General features: G+C 48.8%; 24 protein-coding genes and 1 tRNA gene. 21 read left to right on the forward strand and 4 right to left on the reverse strand.

Features of this window, described 5'->3' with window-relative positions:
* The first annotated feature begins 8 nt into the window (after positions 1-8).
* The 3 genes from HVX64_RS23440 to HVX64_RS24030 are packed head-to-tail and all read left to right on the forward strand — an operon-like array spanning position 9 to position 1,111.
* Positions 9-701 (forward strand): hypothetical protein, encoded by a 693-nt coding sequence (locus tag HVX64_RS23440; RefSeq protein ID WP_130097758.1) that lies wholly within the window; start codon positions 9-11, stop codon positions 699-701.
* Between the two features lies 1 nt (position 702).
* Positions 703-954: a hypothetical protein gene (locus tag HVX64_RS23445; protein WP_161215628.1), complete on the forward strand. Its 252-nt coding sequence runs from the start codon at positions 703-705 to the stop codon at positions 952-954.
* Positions 947-1,111 carry a hypothetical protein gene (locus HVX64_RS24030; RefSeq protein ID WP_161215629.1) on the forward strand — a complete coding sequence of 55 codons (165 nt, stop codon included), beginning with the start codon at positions 947-949 and terminating at the stop codon, positions 1,109-1,111. The genes HVX64_RS23445 and HVX64_RS24030 overlap by 8 nt, the downstream gene beginning before the upstream one ends.
* A 27-nt stretch (positions 1,112-1,138) precedes the next feature.
* Here HVX64_RS24030 and HVX64_RS23450 read toward each other — a convergent pair whose 3' ends face one another.
* Together HVX64_RS23450 and HVX64_RS23455 are read right to left on the reverse strand one after the other, a co-directional pair.
* Complete coding sequence (locus HVX64_RS23450; RefSeq protein ID WP_006812498.1) at positions 1,139-1,663, reverse strand: GNAT family N-acetyltransferase; 525 nt, start codon at positions 1,661-1,663, stop codon at positions 1,139-1,141.
* A gap of 3 nt (positions 1,664-1,666) precedes the next feature.
* Positions 1,667-1,936, reverse strand: coding sequence for a DUF1778 domain-containing protein (locus tag HVX64_RS23455; protein WP_006812497.1), 270 nt, complete (start codon positions 1,934-1,936; stop codon positions 1,667-1,669).
* Between the two features lie 373 nt (positions 1,937-2,309).
* Here HVX64_RS23455 and HVX64_RS23460 point away from each other — a divergent pair, with 373 nt between their 5' ends.
* The 7 genes from HVX64_RS23460 to HVX64_RS23490 all read left to right on the forward strand — a co-directional run bounded on the left by HVX64_RS23460 (position 2,310) and on the right by HVX64_RS23490 (position 8,016).
* Positions 2,310-2,975 carry an AAA family ATPase gene (locus HVX64_RS23460; RefSeq protein ID WP_130097756.1) on the forward strand — a complete coding sequence of 222 codons (666 nt, stop codon included), beginning with the start codon at positions 2,310-2,312 and terminating at the stop codon, positions 2,973-2,975.
* Positions 2,976-2,980: 5 nt separating this feature from the next.
* Positions 2,981-3,334: a hypothetical protein gene (locus HVX64_RS23465; protein WP_161215619.1), complete on the forward strand. Its 354-nt coding sequence runs from the start codon at positions 2,981-2,983 to the stop codon at positions 3,332-3,334.
* A gap of 1 nt (position 3,335) precedes the next feature.
* Positions 3,336-3,980, forward strand: coding sequence for a hypothetical protein (locus HVX64_RS23470; RefSeq protein ID WP_130097754.1), 645 nt, complete (start codon positions 3,336-3,338; stop codon positions 3,978-3,980).
* Positions 3,970-4,380 (forward strand): hypothetical protein, encoded by a 411-nt coding sequence (locus HVX64_RS23475; protein ID WP_130097753.1) that lies wholly within the window; start codon positions 3,970-3,972, stop codon positions 4,378-4,380. Before HVX64_RS23470 ends, HVX64_RS23475 begins: the two co-directional genes overlap by 11 nt.
* Positions 4,381-4,629: 249 nt before the next feature.
* Entirely contained in the window at positions 4,630-5,355 is a 726-nt protein-coding gene (locus tag HVX64_RS23480; RefSeq protein ID WP_130097752.1) for a hypothetical protein, read from the forward strand.
* Between the two features lie 60 nt (positions 5,356-5,415).
* The gene (locus tag HVX64_RS23485) at positions 5,416-6,756 is read left to right on the forward strand and encodes a DnaB-like helicase C-terminal domain-containing protein (RefSeq protein WP_130097751.1); all 1,341 of its coding nucleotides are present in this window, start codon (positions 5,416-5,418) and stop codon (positions 6,754-6,756) included.
* 99 nt (positions 6,757-6,855) lie between these two features.
* Positions 6,856-8,016, forward strand: a complete 1,161-nt coding sequence (locus HVX64_RS23490) for a DNA primase (protein WP_192927041.1) — start codon at positions 6,856-6,858, stop codon at positions 8,014-8,016.
* Positions 8,017-8,061: 45 nt separating this feature from the next.
* Here HVX64_RS23490 and HVX64_RS23495 read toward each other — a convergent pair whose 3' ends face one another.
* Positions 8,062-8,781, reverse strand: coding sequence for a DUF4145 domain-containing protein (locus HVX64_RS23495; protein WP_130097749.1), 720 nt, complete (start codon positions 8,779-8,781; stop codon positions 8,062-8,064).
* A gap of 200 nt (positions 8,782-8,981) precedes the next feature.
* Here HVX64_RS23495 and HVX64_RS23500 point away from each other — a divergent pair, with 200 nt between their 5' ends.
* The 8 genes from HVX64_RS23500 (at position 8,982) to HVX64_RS23530 (ending at position 13,342) form a co-directional block, all read left to right on the forward strand.
* The gene (locus HVX64_RS23500; RefSeq protein ID WP_130097748.1) at positions 8,982-9,773 is read left to right on the forward strand and encodes a hypothetical protein; all 792 of its coding nucleotides are present in this window, start codon (positions 8,982-8,984) and stop codon (positions 9,771-9,773) included.
* An 81-nt stretch (positions 9,774-9,854) separates the two neighbouring features.
* Positions 9,855-10,331, forward strand: a complete 477-nt coding sequence (locus tag HVX64_RS23505; protein ID WP_130097747.1) for a hypothetical protein — start codon at positions 9,855-9,857, stop codon at positions 10,329-10,331.
* Between the two features lie 34 nt (positions 10,332-10,365).
* Positions 10,366-11,688 carry a DNA ligase gene (locus HVX64_RS23510; protein WP_130097746.1) on the forward strand — a complete coding sequence of 441 codons (1,323 nt, stop codon included), beginning with the start codon at positions 10,366-10,368 and terminating at the stop codon, positions 11,686-11,688.
* Positions 11,688-11,864: a hypothetical protein gene (locus HVX64_RS24205; protein WP_130097835.1), complete on the forward strand. Its 177-nt coding sequence runs from the start codon at positions 11,688-11,690 to the stop codon at positions 11,862-11,864. Before HVX64_RS23510 ends, HVX64_RS24205 begins: the two co-directional genes overlap by 1 nt.
* Positions 11,848-12,063 carry a hypothetical protein gene (locus tag HVX64_RS23515; protein ID WP_130097745.1) on the forward strand — a complete coding sequence of 72 codons (216 nt, stop codon included), beginning with the start codon at positions 11,848-11,850 and terminating at the stop codon, positions 12,061-12,063. The genes HVX64_RS24205 and HVX64_RS23515 overlap by 17 nt, the downstream gene beginning before the upstream one ends.
* A complete protein-coding gene (locus HVX64_RS23520) occupies positions 12,060-12,233 on the forward strand; it encodes a hypothetical protein (protein WP_181825454.1) in 174 nt (57 codons plus the stop codon). Before HVX64_RS23515 ends, HVX64_RS23520 begins: the two co-directional genes overlap by 4 nt.
* Positions 12,230-12,535 carry a C-type natriuretic protein gene (locus tag HVX64_RS23525; protein ID WP_130097744.1) on the forward strand — a complete coding sequence of 102 codons (306 nt, stop codon included), beginning with the start codon at positions 12,230-12,232 and terminating at the stop codon, positions 12,533-12,535. Before HVX64_RS23520 ends, HVX64_RS23525 begins: the two co-directional genes overlap by 4 nt.
* A 731-nt stretch (positions 12,536-13,266) precedes the next feature.
* A tRNA-Asn gene (locus HVX64_RS23530) sits at positions 13,267-13,342 on the forward strand.
* A 255-nt stretch (positions 13,343-13,597) separates the two neighbouring features.
* Here HVX64_RS23530 and HVX64_RS23535 read toward each other — a convergent pair.
* The gene (locus tag HVX64_RS23535) at positions 13,598-13,828 is read right to left on the reverse strand and encodes a hypothetical protein (protein WP_130097742.1); all 231 of its coding nucleotides are present in this window, start codon (positions 13,826-13,828) and stop codon (positions 13,598-13,600) included.
* A gap of 72 nt (positions 13,829-13,900) precedes the next feature.
* Here HVX64_RS23535 and HVX64_RS23540 point away from each other — a divergent pair, with 72 nt between their 5' ends.
* From HVX64_RS23540 to HVX64_RS23550, 3 genes are read left to right on the forward strand one after another with little or no spacing between them, the layout of a single operon-like run.
* Positions 13,901-14,173 carry a hypothetical protein gene (locus tag HVX64_RS23540; protein WP_130097741.1) on the forward strand — a complete coding sequence of 91 codons (273 nt, stop codon included), beginning with the start codon at positions 13,901-13,903 and terminating at the stop codon, positions 14,171-14,173.
* The gene (locus HVX64_RS23545; protein ID WP_130097740.1) at positions 14,173-14,802 is read left to right on the forward strand and encodes a hypothetical protein; all 630 of its coding nucleotides are present in this window, start codon (positions 14,173-14,175) and stop codon (positions 14,800-14,802) included. The genes HVX64_RS23540 and HVX64_RS23545 overlap by 1 nt, the downstream gene beginning before the upstream one ends.
* A gap of 47 nt (positions 14,803-14,849) precedes the next feature.
* Positions 14,850-15,440 (forward strand): Ail/Lom family outer membrane beta-barrel protein, encoded by a 591-nt coding sequence (locus HVX64_RS23550; RefSeq protein ID WP_130097739.1) that lies wholly within the window; start codon positions 14,850-14,852, stop codon positions 15,438-15,440.
* Positions 15,441-15,456 lie beyond the last annotated feature (16 nt).

Consider the following 15,456-nt stretch of genomic DNA (forward strand, 5'->3'; position numbering starts at 1 on the left):
GATCAAGGATGAACACTCCGCGAGGTATTCGCAACAACAACCCCGGCAACCTTGATAAAGGCTCGCCGTGGCAGGGCTTAGTGAATAACCCTGCTGAACCGCGTTTCTGTACGTTCAAAGATCCTGTTTGGGGGATTCGGGCATTAGCAGTCACGCTCATTACCTACCACGATAAGCGCCGCGCTAAGGATGGCTCCAGTATTGATACCATCCGCGAAGTCATCGAGCGCTGGGCGCCGCCACATGAAAATAATACGTCCGCTTACGTGAATCAGGTGGCCAAAGCCGTTGGTGTCACGCCAGATATGATTATCGATCTGCATGACTACAACATTCTCCGACCATTGGTGGAAGCTATCATCCGGCATGAGAACGGGCGAGGCCCACTCAAGACGCTGAATACCTGGTATGCCTCCGATGTCATTGAGGAAGGTCTGCGCCGCGCTGGTGTGGTTAAGCCGGTTAAAGCCGTTAAAGCGGTTCCTGTAACGAAAGAGACCGCTGGTGCAACGGTAACCGCGGGGATTGGTCTGGCGCAACTGGCCGACGTATTGCCGCAGGTGTCTGCTGCAATGGATAAGGCACAGGGTCATATCACCAGTGGTGATACGGTGCGTATCATATTTGGCATTGCAACTATCGTGGTGGCCGGCTTCATTGCATGGTCGCAGGTTCGCAAACACCAAAGCGGGATGGTCTGATATGGTCGGCAGCCTGTTTTCGAAGCTAAAAATCGCTCTGATGACTCTGGCTGCCGTTCTTTTCGTGCTTGTCGGTGCTTATACGATGGGAGGTCGTGCGGCCCGGCAAGCGATCGAAGAGAAGGCCAGACAGGAGGACAGGAAAAGGCTTCAAAGCACAGTGGACGTCAAAAATGAGACACTTAATGAAGTGCGGCGGAAAGATGCTTCTGCTGTTCATCGCGAGCTGCATGATAAGTGGCTGCGTGATTAAAACCCAGACACCAGGCGTGTTGTTTTGCGACGGTGCTAATCCAATTTACGTCAGTAATGATGATTTCATGACCGAAGAGACCGAACGCGAGATCCTCTTCCACAACACGATGGGAGAGCGGTTATGCAACTGGCAGCCCGGACAAGCAGCGAGTTAGAAAAAGCCCCTCAATCGAGGGGCTTCTTTATTTTCCACCAAACAACTTCTCAATGCCTTTTGTGGGATAGAACAGCGAATTGGCGTTATCACCCGTAAGAGGGGTAAAGCCTAACTGCTTATAAAACCGCATCGCATTCTCATTTTTGGCGTCAACAAATAAAGCGTAGATCCCAACGGCCAGGGAAGCCCGGTATACCACTTTCATCGCATGTGCCACCAGCGTTTCCCCATACCCTTGTCGCTGGATACTTTTGTCTATTGCCAGACGACCGAGCGTAACGCTTGGGGCGTCGGAATAGGGGACTTTACGCTGTTGAGTGTTGGAAGGAAGCGTGTTTCTTGCGAAGCAGCTCCCGGACAACGTGTAAAACCCCATCACTTTCGGTATCGGATCTCTCGTCAGAAGCAGATATCCGCGTAATATACGCCCACTGTGTTGCTGAGCGAGGCGATTGTTAAGAAAATCATTGAGAGACGTTTCTCCGCAGTCGAAGCATGAGAAATCATATACAGCCTCTTCTGAAAACATCTCAATGGTCAGGTTGGCCACGTCTTACTCCATGCTTTGTAGACGCTCGGCAGCTCGTTTCAGCCTATCATTCGGTGCAGGCGGGTTACTGATGGCATCCATCACTATATTCCATGACTCTTCGCTAAGAATCAGGCGACGATGTTGCTCTATCACTTCCGCAGCACGTTCAGAGGCACTGGCAACCATAAACTGAGTAATTGTCTGGTTGGTCATTGCCGCAGCTTCTTCGATCATGCTCTTGTCGTCGTCGGTTAATCTGAGATCGATGCGCTGTTTTTTCAGTGCTGACATGCTTGTACTCCTAGCCCCACGCCTTGACTCGCGAGGCATCTCTATAGTCGATTTTTCAGTTTTCAGTTTTCAGTTTTCAGTTTTCAGTTTTCAGTTTTCAGTTTTCAGTTTTTCGATTTTCAGTTTTTCGATTTTCAGTTTTTCGATTTTCAGTTTTGTAGACGGATTACGCCACATCTTGTACGGCATCTTTCCGTACAAGAACTATAAAGCCAATCGAACAAACTTTCAACTGATTGTTTGTCCTGTGAGCCAACACCCGTACTGCCTATCATTTCACCTTTACACCGCAGCCGTAGGCATTTAGGCTATATCGCATATAAGAAAACAAGTTGTTTCATACGACAATAATTCACGCAAAGGGAACTCACCAATGACTCAGATCATTGTGGTTGGCGGCACGAAGGGCGGCCCAGGCAAATCTACGGTTGCCCAGCAAATTGCAGTCTGCCTTAAAGTTAAAAAGAAAAAGAAAACCCAAGTAACCGACATCGACATCCAGCGCACCACAACGAGCTGGTGTGAAGACCGTCGTCAGAATGAAGAACTTGAGTTGATCCCGTTTGCTTATGTCCAGGATGACATCATTAAGCACATCAGATCGCTGGAGGGGCGCTACGACTACGTGGTCATTGATGCGGGTGGCTTCGACTCCGAAATCCAGCGACAAGCTATGCTGTTAGCTGACGTCATCATTATCCCGCTACGTCCTAAGCGTCGTGATTTGAAATCTCTGCGAGATATCGACCCGATTATCGACAACGTTCGCAACGTGAACGAGAAAGTGAAGATTCGCGCGGTTATCAACCAGTGTCCTTCGCTGCCTTCACAGGTGTCGCGTATTCTGGCCGCTAAAGAGATTGTTGAAACATTCGGCATCGAGGCCGCACCGGTTAACCTGTATAACCGCAACGTGTATGACGACGCAGAAGAGGCAGGGCGTTCTATCTTTGAAATGACCGGCGCAGAACGCGACAAGAAAGCGGAAGCCGAGTTTGAAGAGTTAGTAGATTACATCTTGAGTCTGGAGGAAAACTAATGTCCATGAAAATGGGAGACCTTGCCAAGCGCAAAGAGCCAGATGCACCGGCTAAAAGCAGTACACCAATGCGCCAGCCAGTCAGACCACAGGGCCGCCCGACTCGTGGTAAAGAAAAGATTAAGAGCCGAACGATGTCTCTTGAAGACGAGTACTTCGATCTGCTGGAGATGATGAAGTTCATCCCTCGCTTCGAGAAGTTCACCCGTTCTGACGTGATTCGTGCTGCGATTTTCCATCTGGCTCAGAAATCCCCGTCAGAGATCGAGGACATCGTGAAGCTGAACGAGGCGATTACCGCTGCCGACGTCACGATGCGCACAGACGAAATCAAGCGCGAGCTGATGAAGAAAGGCTGACATGAAAAAACTCCTGAAGAAGTTCTTAATCTGGTTCCTTGGCCTGTCTCTGGCAGTGATTGCTGCCGTACTATTTGGCAAGGTTATTGGATTTCTGGGGATTTCCAATAGCCTAATTGTATCGAGTCTCGGCGCAATTGCGGGGATGATCTGTAGTACCTTCTACCGTGGAACGGTCAAATATATACAATCCGAAGAGTACAGATTAAAAATTCAGGAGTACAAAGAGAAGTTAAATGAAAATGCCAAGAAAGAAAGGGAGCTTTTAAAGAGAAAAACAATCGTCGAACTATATCTGTTGAATGAAAAAAAAACCTTTATTAAGGTCAAGTTTCTGTCATTAGCTATTATTTTCGGTGGTGTCATTTTAAGTTTCTTCCTCGACTATAGTCCGATCGTCACTGTCATTGGTATTGGCCTCTTTGCTGCAATGGGAATTAAAGAACACATTGTGGCATTTAGAATAGACAAAGGTTTTTTTGGGAACAATAGTACCGAGGCCATTCAGTTACTTAAGTTTATCGAAGCTAATATCGATATGATCGATGATGGGGGAAGCGGTCGAGGTCGTAAGATCCTGAATGATCCTGTGTTAGAAGATAACTTAGAGGTGGATTATGGTAAGGGGGCTGTAGATGTTAGATAAGGACCTTACCAGTAAAATACTTAGCCAGATTATGAATATTCTTTTTCTGGGCTATCCGCTAAGAACTGCACTTGGATTTCTTATAGGGGCATTGTTTTGGTGTATTCTTCATATTTTTACTCCGTTAATGCAAATAAAAGGTTTTGTTGTTGATTGGGTGTATGAAGTCGGTTGTTTTGTATTGGGTGTTCTGGGTATGAATGTAAAAACTGTTGCCGAGGCTTACAAAGGTGATGCAATAAGTGAAAAGTTTGGCAATACACTAAGGCTCATAGATAAAAGGCAAGATTTGTCACCAGAACAAAAGAGATTACTGATTATCCAACTTCTTAATGATCATATCTCTAAGCTTTCTGAAAAACAGGTACAAGAAGTAGAAAAGAGAGTCATTGAGAAGTGACTTATTATAAGTTTATGTCCTTTTCTAATGCAGTTTTCGGGTAGCCACTTAGATTAGATGCCTCCTTTCAGAACCTGCTTCTGTATATACTTATTAAGTAACTTAGTATTTATATATATACAGAAGTAGGTCTTGTCATAGCCAACATCCCAGACCAAATCCCTTCTGTTTCCACTTCCAAAAGCTGTCTCCAGTCGCTATGATTTGCTCACTTTGATAAGTAAGTAACTACCTACCAATGCGAAGCACATGAGCCAGATCTTCTTTAACACCATCAACAACGACCAGTACGACTTCATGACCGAGTGGGACACCACCGTTATGGATAAGTGGGTTGCCGAGAACATCGGTCTTTCTCGCTGCAAGGATGAGGCAGAACTGTTCGAGACCAAGTGGTTTGATTATCGCGATATGCATCCGCTGATGGCCACCTGTCTCTTCACCGAAGCGTACAAACGCCAGTACTCCTACATCATGCTGTCGCACGGCCGCGAACACTTCGAAACAGCGCCATTCACCACCGGTCTTAAACGTCTGCCATATCAGGAACTGTCGACGGCCAATAAGACGTCTCTCTGGAAAGCTCGCCAGTTTGCCGATCACTACTGCTGCTCATATGACTACTTCATTTCAACCGTTCTCTCCGCAGCTGCACGGCGCTTGTGGGACAAATTGCCACGTCCGCAACACCTGTGGCAGCCAGAACTGATAGAGATATTTGAAGAGAAGTTATCTAAGCGTGCGACAACCCGTCTGGATGACTCTCTGGTGAGTTTTAAGCATATGGGAGACATGCAACACGACCCGATACAGGAACGCTATTTTGAGTGGATTCTGGAGCGTCTGCGTGGCATCACCCGAGAAAAGCGCATCCGTATCATTTTCTCAGCTATCTGGTTGATGGAAATCGTGCCTGAGCGTGTCATCTATGCCCACTTCCCGGAAGAACTGGAAGAAGCACGGCGATTCTGTTGATCCCCTGGTTGGATTTTTTAGCATTAGAAAACAAATTGTTTAAGCACCAAAGGAAAGCACATGACCGAACTTTGCCACACAGGACGAGGGTTGTCTGAAGAGTTCGACGACGACTTTCAGAACCGACTCGCCGCCTATTTCTGTCGCGATCACGAGTTTCTGACCCGCGCCGGTGATCTGGTTGCACCGAATCAGTTCTCCAATGCCGCCAACGCCATTCTGGTGAACATGGTGTCAGGCTACTACCGAATGTATAAGAGCGCACCGTCTTCATCGGCCATTCTGGATATGCTCAAGCGAGCGAAGCGCGATAAGACGGTACGCGAAGAGCTGTTCCCGGATGTCGTAGAGGCATTCAAGCGTATTCTCGCGGAGAAGCTGTCTGACACGGCATACATGGTTGACCAGGTCGCCACATTCGCGAAGAGCGTCGCGTTCGATGATGCGCTGATCAAAGCGGCTGAGATGAAAGAGAAGGGCGATTTTCAGGGCGCAATGGCGATTATGGCCAAAGTCCAGCAAATCGGCTCGAACGAAGCCACCGGCATCTATGACTACTTCAGCGAGTCCGGAGAACGCTACAGGGCGCGTGAATATGAGGCGTCGGATGACTATGTGCCAAACAGCATCACAACGGGTCTGCCGCTGCTCGATAAGCTGCTTTACCAGAAAGGTTGGGCGAAGCGCGAAATGGTTCTGTTCATGGGCTTTGCTAAGTCTGGTAAATCAACGGCGATGGGTGAGTTCTCAATTAACGCCACGCTTGCCGGCTACAACGTGCTGTATCTGTCTCTGGAAGTGCATACCTCCATCCTGTCAGATCGCTTCGATGCCCGACTGTCAGAAACAGAGATGTCCAGGCTGGTGGAACGCCGGGATGACGTCCAGCGAAAACTGGCAGAGTTGGGGGCGACCAAAGGCATTGGCAGTCTGTGGATTGTCGAACGACCATCCGGAAGTATGTCACCTGCAGATCTGGATCGTATGCTCGGCAGCATGAAAGCCAACGGCATGATCCCCGATATGGTCGTGGTCGACTATGCCGACCTGATGCGTGCCAGCTACGATCTGCGTGACGACCGCGCCAACATTCGCAGTATCTATACCGATCTGCGTGCGCTTTACGACAAACACAACGTTGCCGGTATCACCGCATCCCAGACTAACAGGGAAGGTGGGGCATCCGAAGTTGCGACCATGATGCACGCCGCGGACAACATTGAGAAAGTCCGTATCGCTGACCTTGTCATCACGATCAACAAAACAGAAGAGGAAGAGGCCAAAGGGGAAGCGCGTCTCTATTTCGCTGGGTCACGTAACCAGAAGGGTGGCGTAAGCATCCGCGTGAAACAGAATCTGGAACAAATGCGGTTTATCGAACGTATCCTCGACGTTCTCTAAAAAAGGGGCGTGGAAATATCCCCCACGCCCGTCAAGAAACAAGAACCTTTTGCCGAACCACAAAAGGAAAAACACATGAGCCTCTATGATATTCATAAGATGAGGCTTATCAAGATATTACCTGCAAAATGTAGGGTGAATAACGTGAGCGACCTGAAAGAAATACTGTCCGAACTGGATTTCGAGCAATGGCTCGATATGGAAGGGGTCATCTATCGTCGTGGTGGTGTGAGCACACGCGGCCGGGAGGTGAATATCAAGGAATGTCCGGTATGCGGTAGCTCGAACTGGAAGGTCTATTTCAACCTGACCAGTGGCGTCGGTAAATGCTTTGCTGGTGATCACCCCGAAGAAATTCAGTTCAATAAACTGGTCTTCCTCAAGCACTACAGCGGCAAATCACGTCGCGACTTCGAAGAGTATGTTCAGAACGCGCTTCTCTCACAGGGATGGGAGCCGAAGAAGGAAGAGATCGTACTCGCAAGCGCTGTAGAACTGGAAGGGCCGGTGGCGCTGCCGCGTCATTATGAACTGCCAATTGACGGTCGGCTGCCGGACTATCTTGTCGAGCGACACATCTCACCTGAGATGGCCAGATACTTCGATCTCCGCTACTGCGTGGAGGGAAAGCACGCCTACGTTGACCCGTACACCGATCAAGTCAAGGGGCAGGTGTTCGACATGCGCATTCTGATACCGGTCTACGATCTGGATGGCGTCATGAAGACCTTTCAGGGGCGCGATGTTACCGGTACAGCAGAGCGTCGCTATCTCTTTCCCATGCAGTTGCCAGCTTCCGGGAAATTTCTCTACAACGGCCACAATGCAGTCGGAAAGCAGACGGTCGTTGTGTGTGAAGGGGCGTTTGATGTGATGGGTGTGAAGCGTGCCATCTTCGATGAAGAAACGCTGCGTGACTACGTAGAGCCAATCGGCACGTTCGGGATGCACTTATCCGGAAACACCACTGAGAACGCAGAAGACCAGTTGGGGGCGTTTCTGACGCTCAAGGGAAATGGTCTGCGTAACGTTATTATGATGTGGGATAGTGAGAAGCAAGCGATACGCAACACCATGTCAGCGGCCAGACGACTCACCAGTCTTGGGCTTAATGTCAAAGTGGCTTGTCTTGGGGAGGAAGGACTTGACCCTGGCGACGCGACACCCGAGCAGATTATCAAAGCCTACTATCGCGCAAAACCGTATTCAAAACAGCTTGAACTAATGAGCAAGGTCAAAGGGATTACCGCGCTTATATGAGCGATGTAGACGGCCCATAGCCAGCCACTTAGGGCTGGCTCTGAATTATACGGCCGGAGTGTCGTTTTTTTTTGGAGTTTTGGGCGTTTTAGGCTTCTTAGGGATTGCTTCACCTATTTTTTCTATCTCGCGATCACGAAGCACTACATTCTGAACAAATTTTTCAACCACATGCAGCAACGATTCAAACTGCGTTTTGGTTGGTCTCCACCCTCGATGTGCTGCAGCGTTCCCTGCTTCAGTAACAACGGCAAGATGTCCACGCTCAGTTTCACTTACGTAACCCTTGTCAAAAACAGCCTTTACTTTTTGTTCAAATTTATCGTTAGGTGGGATATCAATTAAACTGGTTGTATGATCGAAGGCCGTTCGCAGACCAGTGGCCGCCAGAATGAATGCATGATGCGCATAGGCGGTATATACCTCGGTCAGAATATGGAATAAGACTACGTCTTTAGCGTAAATATCTGATACCCAATCCGGCTGTAACGATGGATTTTCGATCGCAGGTACAGTTACGACAGAAAGTTCAGCCTCTTCATTCCCATTTGCATCAATATACGTGTGTTCACTGTTCCATGACTTCTTGTAGTAAAAAATGGTTCCGCAACCGCAGCATTCCAGTAGTTTATGATCATCCTTGCCATAAACATAATTATCGTGACCTGACTCTTCGTTCCATTCCTTACTCTTCTCGCCAAGAACTATTGTATTGCATTTTCTTTTACAACTTGGACAAGGGGCTTTAAAAATTTTGTCAGACATACACTTGATCCGTTGTGAGATGTTGCCTCCATCATATGATGAAAAGAGGATGGTGCAACAACATTTCTCTTGCCTGCAGAAGCAGTGGAGACAGATTGCTTTACATGGACGTTCGTCTAAATCTTTTGCCTATATTGATAAGTAGATACATACTTATTTTTTTGTAAGAATATGGCGGAAGCAGGAATTGAGGAACCTCTATGAAAGAAGACATTCAAAAATCCGTCATTGAGATCATTGAAAAGTCAGGCGTAGAACTCGAACCGGACGAACAACAAAAGATCGTCGACGACGCGATCGGCATGGCTATGAACCATATCGGTAAAACGGTAGGCAGCGTTAATCTCGCCGATGGTACTCCCTATATGCGCGTCTGGGCACGCTTTGGAAACGCTCCGGAACTACCTGGCATCAAGCCCAAAAGAGCGGCTCTGGTGGCCTTCATCATGCATTCCAATGAGGGACTGGAAGTACGCACTGGCGCATGGTACGACGGCCGCGTTGTGGCATCCCATTACACGGGATGCTCGACCGATGAGCCTTTTGGTGATGTCATTGGGAAAGTGATGTTTGCCATCCGTAAGCGGGCGGATGGGGAAGAGGATACCGGCTGTGATGCTTTCCTGAGCATTATTGAACAGCCCGATTTGACTGAGCGTTCCATTGAGTTGCTGCCGCCGCCAGGTTTACTGGATTTGGTTGTTGGTGGCGATATTCGGAAGGCCGTAGAACGTATCCGTGAAGTTGAGTACGGCACTATCTGCGATATGTGCCGAAGCGATTTAGACCTGGTGCGTATTGTGGTCGACGCAGGTCAGGCTTGCGATGGTGTACTTGCCAGTTTTGCAGGGAAAGTGACTCGTCTCGCCAACGAACTACCGATGGTTAAGCAGGAGGCGAAGTCGTATGCCATCCACCACGCCAACGAATTGCTGGAGTCTTACCGGTTTAAAGCCGCACAGGACAAGATGACTGGCTGGGCGACCTGGTAAGCCTGAACAAATCTCTTAGTCCCCTGGTGGGGCTTTTTTAAACTGCGCAAGTTAAGTAAGTACACGACTACGGTTAGTAACATGGCTACAAGAACAGATTTGTCGAAAATCCCCTCTATCTCAGGAAACAACGGCTTCTCGCTGCGATGCCCGGAAGTGAAGATCAACGGTCATGAAGCACATTGCAGCTACGCAGTCTGCCAGCACACCATTCTGGCCTACAAAGAGAAACGTCTCCCGGTCTCGTCATTCACCTCATGCCCGACCGCTATCGCTGCCGGCAAATGCCAGGCATTGAAGATGATGGTGGAAGAGATCCGCAAAGGGGAGAGTCTCTACTTCATCGATACACAAGCGCTTATCAAAGAGCTGGAAGAGACAAACAAGAGCGTCAGAACGCTCACCCGGAAGCGTAACGCCACAACGATTAGCAGTCTGGTTAAGCGCACGAAGAAAGCTGACGCGAAAGAACCTGACAGCAAACCCACCGATTCACTGACGCCCATCACCGACGTGTACGCGGCACTCATTGAAGAAACAACCAAAGAAAACGCATGAAAACTCCCGATCGACCGAAGGAGGTTAAACATTAATGGAAAAGTTGATCGCCCTTAAGCACAAGCTGGATGCCATCAAAACGATGGGAACTAATGCCAAGAAGGAGGCGCTGGCCAGCATGGATGAATTCGAGCAAAGCATGGTTTCTCTGATGCTCAATCCGTACATTCGATTCGGCGTGAAGAAGTATAAAGTGGCCGAGCCGCTTAGCGCTTCTGTACCCAGCGACCAGAAGGCGGTAGAACTGCTGGAGAAACTGGCCGCCAGAGAGCTGACGGGTAATGCGGCCATTACTGCTGTCGAATCCATTGTCGCCTCGATGTGCGCTGACGGACAGGACGTATTTCGTCGCTTCCTGCTGAAAGATCCAAAAGCCGGTGTCGGCATAAGCCTCTGCAATAAAGTCTTTAAGAATCCAATCCCCAAATTCGAGGTGCAGCTGGCGACCGCGTACAAGGAGAAAGGCGACAAATATCCATTCAAGCCAAACCCCAAGGCCAGATGGCCAATAATCGGCAGTCTCAAACTGGATGGGCTGCGCGTTATCTGCGAGGTCATCGTTGATGAGGAAGAGGTCAACTTCCTGACGCGTACCGGCAACCCCATTACGTCACTCGATCATCTCAAACCGGCCATGCTGGAGTTGGGCAAACTTACCGGCCACAAGCATATCTTCTTCGATGGTGAAGGTACTGCAGGTTCATTCAATCAGTCAGTGTCTGCGCTGCGGAAGAAGAACGTGAAGGCGATTGGCGCGGTTTATCACATCTTCGACTTCTTCTTACCGGAATGGCGTGCAATGGCGAAATCCAAAGAGTACGCGAAGAACGGTATGAAGCTGAAAGAGCGTCTGTCCATGCTGGTGGCCTGGTTCAGAAACACTCGCGGTCAGGATTACGCACCAGATATCCATCTGCACCCGTTCTACATCATCCATAGCCACGAAGACTTCATTGAACGATTCATGAAGCGCCTGGATGCGAACGAGGAAGGGGAGATGGGTAAAGATCCTGATTCCGTTTATGAGTTCAAGCGTACCCGCAGCTGGTGGAAGCTGAAAGATGAGGACTCAGAAGACGGCGAAATCATCGACTTTGAACCGGGTGACCCGGATTCAGGTTTCGCGCATACGCTGGGCAAAATCGTTATCCGTCTGGAGAACGGCGTTATCGTTCGCGCCAGCGGCATCAAGCATCGTTATCTGGACGAGATCTGGAACAATCAGGAGATGTATCGCGGTCGTATTGTAGAGGTCCACTGCCACGAGAAGACGCCGGACGGTAGCTTACGTCACCCGCGTCTTAAATGGCCGCGATGCCTGCGCGATACGGAAGATCGCATAGGAGATAAAGAATGATGCTCGGGTGGATGATTGTCTTTCTGGTTATGGGCATCGTCATCGGAAGTCTGGTTATGAGTAGTTGTATCAACGATTACGTTAAAGCCGGTGTCATGCAGAGAAGAGGGCGCATTTATCGCATTGTCGATATTACTGACACGTTAAAGGAGGAACGCGATGATCGTACTGAGTAAACGGGAGAAAGCGACTCTGCGCGAAATCAGTCAGTGGTCGTGCTTTTATGCTCACTGGCAGCCAAAAACCCGCGCAAAGCTGGAACGAATGAATCTGGTAGCGAATGTAGCGCCAGAAGGGGATACAGAGAACTACCAACTGACAAACAAAGGGCGGGAACTGCTTGGTAAACTCATTGAGGCAGGAGTGTACGCATGATTCCATACATCTCATTATTACTGACAATAGCGGTGCTGTCCTTAGTCATTGGCGCCGGACTCGGTTACATGCTCTGCATTCATCAGCTTAAGCAGCAATTGAAAACGAAAACCCTGCGCGTTGGTAAACGCGTCTACCGTGTTGTTCATGAAACAGGAGTGGTGAAATGAGCGAGCTGACCTCTCTGAACTGGTGGCTTGCCACTTACTTAGTGGCGTGTGGTTTCGGCTGCGTCTTCGGACTCGGCCAGTTTCTCGTAAAGATGCTTTTGCTATGGATAGCCGGTCGTAAGCGTATCGATGACGCGCTCTGGAGGCTGGGAACGCTTATGGAAGTGCGCTACGGGGAATTGAAAGAGAACGAGACAATTACCATCCAGGCGAAACGCTTTACCGCTGTCATCAGCCGCACCCCGGCCAGCAAGGTGAGTTTGATCAAAAAGGTAGCAACTGAACGCTTATTGAGTAAATAGGTATTTACTTACTTATCTAATATATATAAGATGACTTTGTTTTCGTTGAGACGCGGCTGTTTGACTTTAAATACAAGTGCAAACGAAGAAGTCTATCTGGCAGTAGCCTAATAAGCCGAATACCAGCGAGGTCAGTTTCCAGCCTCGTCGCCAAAATGGGACACACTGAGCGAGTGTGATTGCAGAACGCAGGAGAGAGCATGATACGGCACCACCCATGCTCTTTCCGATGAAGTAACAGGATGGGCGGTGGTTTTCCTCATTCCATTCACTATCCCGGTTCAAACGACGACCGTCCATCCTGTTACGTCATTTCCATTACTAATGTCGTTTAAGCTTGGGTTAAAGCGGCGACGTAACCCGGCTGGCCGGGTTAGCCAGCTCACAACGTTGAAGCCACTGGTATTTTTCAATTTAACAGTGAAATCCACAGAGGCTGTCCAGTTGATACGTTTGGGGTGCAACATTAACCGGCTCAGTGGCTTCAACGTTGTGGAAACAGGGATCTACCCTCTGGATAGTCCCTTACTGTTGCCAACATAGCCCTGTTTTCGCAACACGAGATGATTCCATACATCTCATTAGATCGAAGAAACACGCTGCCCTCGACAACGGTGTTGTTTTCCAGATCTTTGCTCTTTGTGACTGAAAAGCAAGCTTCGTCTGGCACTAACGTAAAGTGCAAGTAGCGGGAAAGTTTCTTACTCCTGAACGATTACCGCTGCGAAACTGATGGTGTAGCTCAGTGGTTAGAGCGGTTGACTGTTAATCAACGGGTCGGTGGTTCGAATCCACCCACCATCGCCACAACGGTAAGAGCATTTGGACGACAGCGAGGAAGGCGCGCTCTTTGGCTGTTCGCGACGGATCTGATTCCCTGAATGCTCTTACCGTTGTGATGAATTGCAGCTCTTTGAAGCAACCAGAAGATAAGCACCTGGCGTCACAACAAGCTAAATTTTGAGGCACATCGCTGAACGGTTTGGTTTTCCATTCAACTGAAAGACTCCGCTAACGTCTCCAGACCGTTCAACGCTGTGATAGACATTACGGCAGACGTTCTTAACCATAGTGCTTCTTAGCATCGTAGTAACACTTTTTTTTCAGCGCAAAATCCAAAGGGGCTTCGGCCCCTTTTTGCATATGCAAACAGAGGAACCCATGCAGTTTGGGAAGAAAAGCAAAAACGGCGATCGCGTATTCATCCGAAGCCACGCTGTGATTCTGGCCGACAGACGCGGCAAGTTGAAATTCATCATCGGGGCAACCGATCAGGCCCAAACGCTGACGCACGGCAAGCCGTCCAGCTTTAAAGAAACGTTCAAAAATCGACAGGTAATGGAATAAGCCATAACGGAGGGAACCGTGGCATACGGAGCAAGAGTTTACGACGAAAGAGGGCGAGGCTGGATTGATGTCGTGCAACCCACCTGGGTTATGGACGTCAGATCGAACATTTCCGGCTCTGGGACGCTCACCTACGACTTCAACACCTCACTCTTTAAATTACGCGTAGTCGTTGTTGCTGATGTCAGCGGCGATTATGTCGTTGAAGCGTCCTTTGTCGTGTCGGGGAATACCGTCAGATACAACTCACCAAAACCAACCACCTTTATTGTTTTTCTGGAGACTGTGTAATGGCCTACGGAATGATGCTAAGGGATAGCAGCGGAAGAATATTCGCGACACCAGATACCCCCTGTATGCATTTCGCGAAAAAGATGAGCTTTTCCCATACGGGGGTTGCGAAAATTCATGACACCGGAATATCTGCATCGCTGAGAGTGGTTTGCTATACGCGTTTAAACAGCATGGTTCCCTTGCATACCACGCAGTATGTCTCAGGGAGTACCTGGGTTATCAGAACCAGGGCGTCAGGCAACGTTGCCGGCACGTTCTATATCTTCACGAACGATATTCCAAAATCTGCAGGCGGGTGGGGAATGGAGATGTACGACAAAACAGGACGACGAGTCTATTCCACATCAGCAAGACCATTGCAGAACAAGTTCGTCGCACTCAACAAAGACTCTAAACGAAAGGTCGATGTTAGCCACGCCACCGCCACCATTGCCGTACCGCAGCAATATTGGTGGAGAAGTTTCAGCCCGGCTTACATCCTGAACCTTGAGGCGCCATGTGCTTACGGAAACGTAATTGAACTTGGAAATATGGGGGCCGGATTGACGGCGACATTCCCGCACAATACTCCGTATTTGCCAAACGGTAATACGGTCAATTACATCAATGCGTCGCTGTACGATTAAAATTAAGACCAGTTTAAATAGTCACTAAATAACAAAGCGGAGGTGTTATGAAGTTTAAGTTATGCGCTTTACTAGCGCTTTCAGGGGCGTTGTTTGTCAACCAGGCTTACGCAGATTCGTCCAGAAATACGTTTTCTGTCGGTTACGCGAATACAAAAATAACACTGACAGATGGCGAGAAGCATGATCTCCACGGTACTAATTTTAAATATCGCCACGAGTTCAATTCCAATTTTAGCCTGGTTGGGACGTTTACTATTGCGAGAAATGAAGACAACCAGAAGGGGTATTATCGTGGCTATGGTTACGACCAGACTACCGGGAAATGGACGTTCGACAAGCTGATGTACGGTAAGGTTAGAACCGACAAGCAAAAGTATTACAGCTTAACTGTCGGCCCATCTTATCGTTTCAATGACTACATCAGCGCTTATGCAGTAGCCGGTATCGCTCGCACTGAGTCGTCGATTTCCACACGGGAATACAAAACCAGCGATAAACACACCGCTGCCGCTTATGGGGCCGGTGTGCAGATTGATCTCATCAACAATTGGGTCGTTGACGTTGCCTACGACTATATGAAGAAAGGCGATGTGAAGACCAAAACGTGGATAGTTGGCGTTGGTTATCGTTTCTGATTGCGATCTAGTCCAT

Source organism: Citrobacter sp. RHB20-C16 (genome assembly GCF_013890155.1).
GTDB lineage: Bacteria > Pseudomonadota > Gammaproteobacteria > Enterobacterales > Enterobacteriaceae > Citrobacter_A > Citrobacter_A amalonaticus.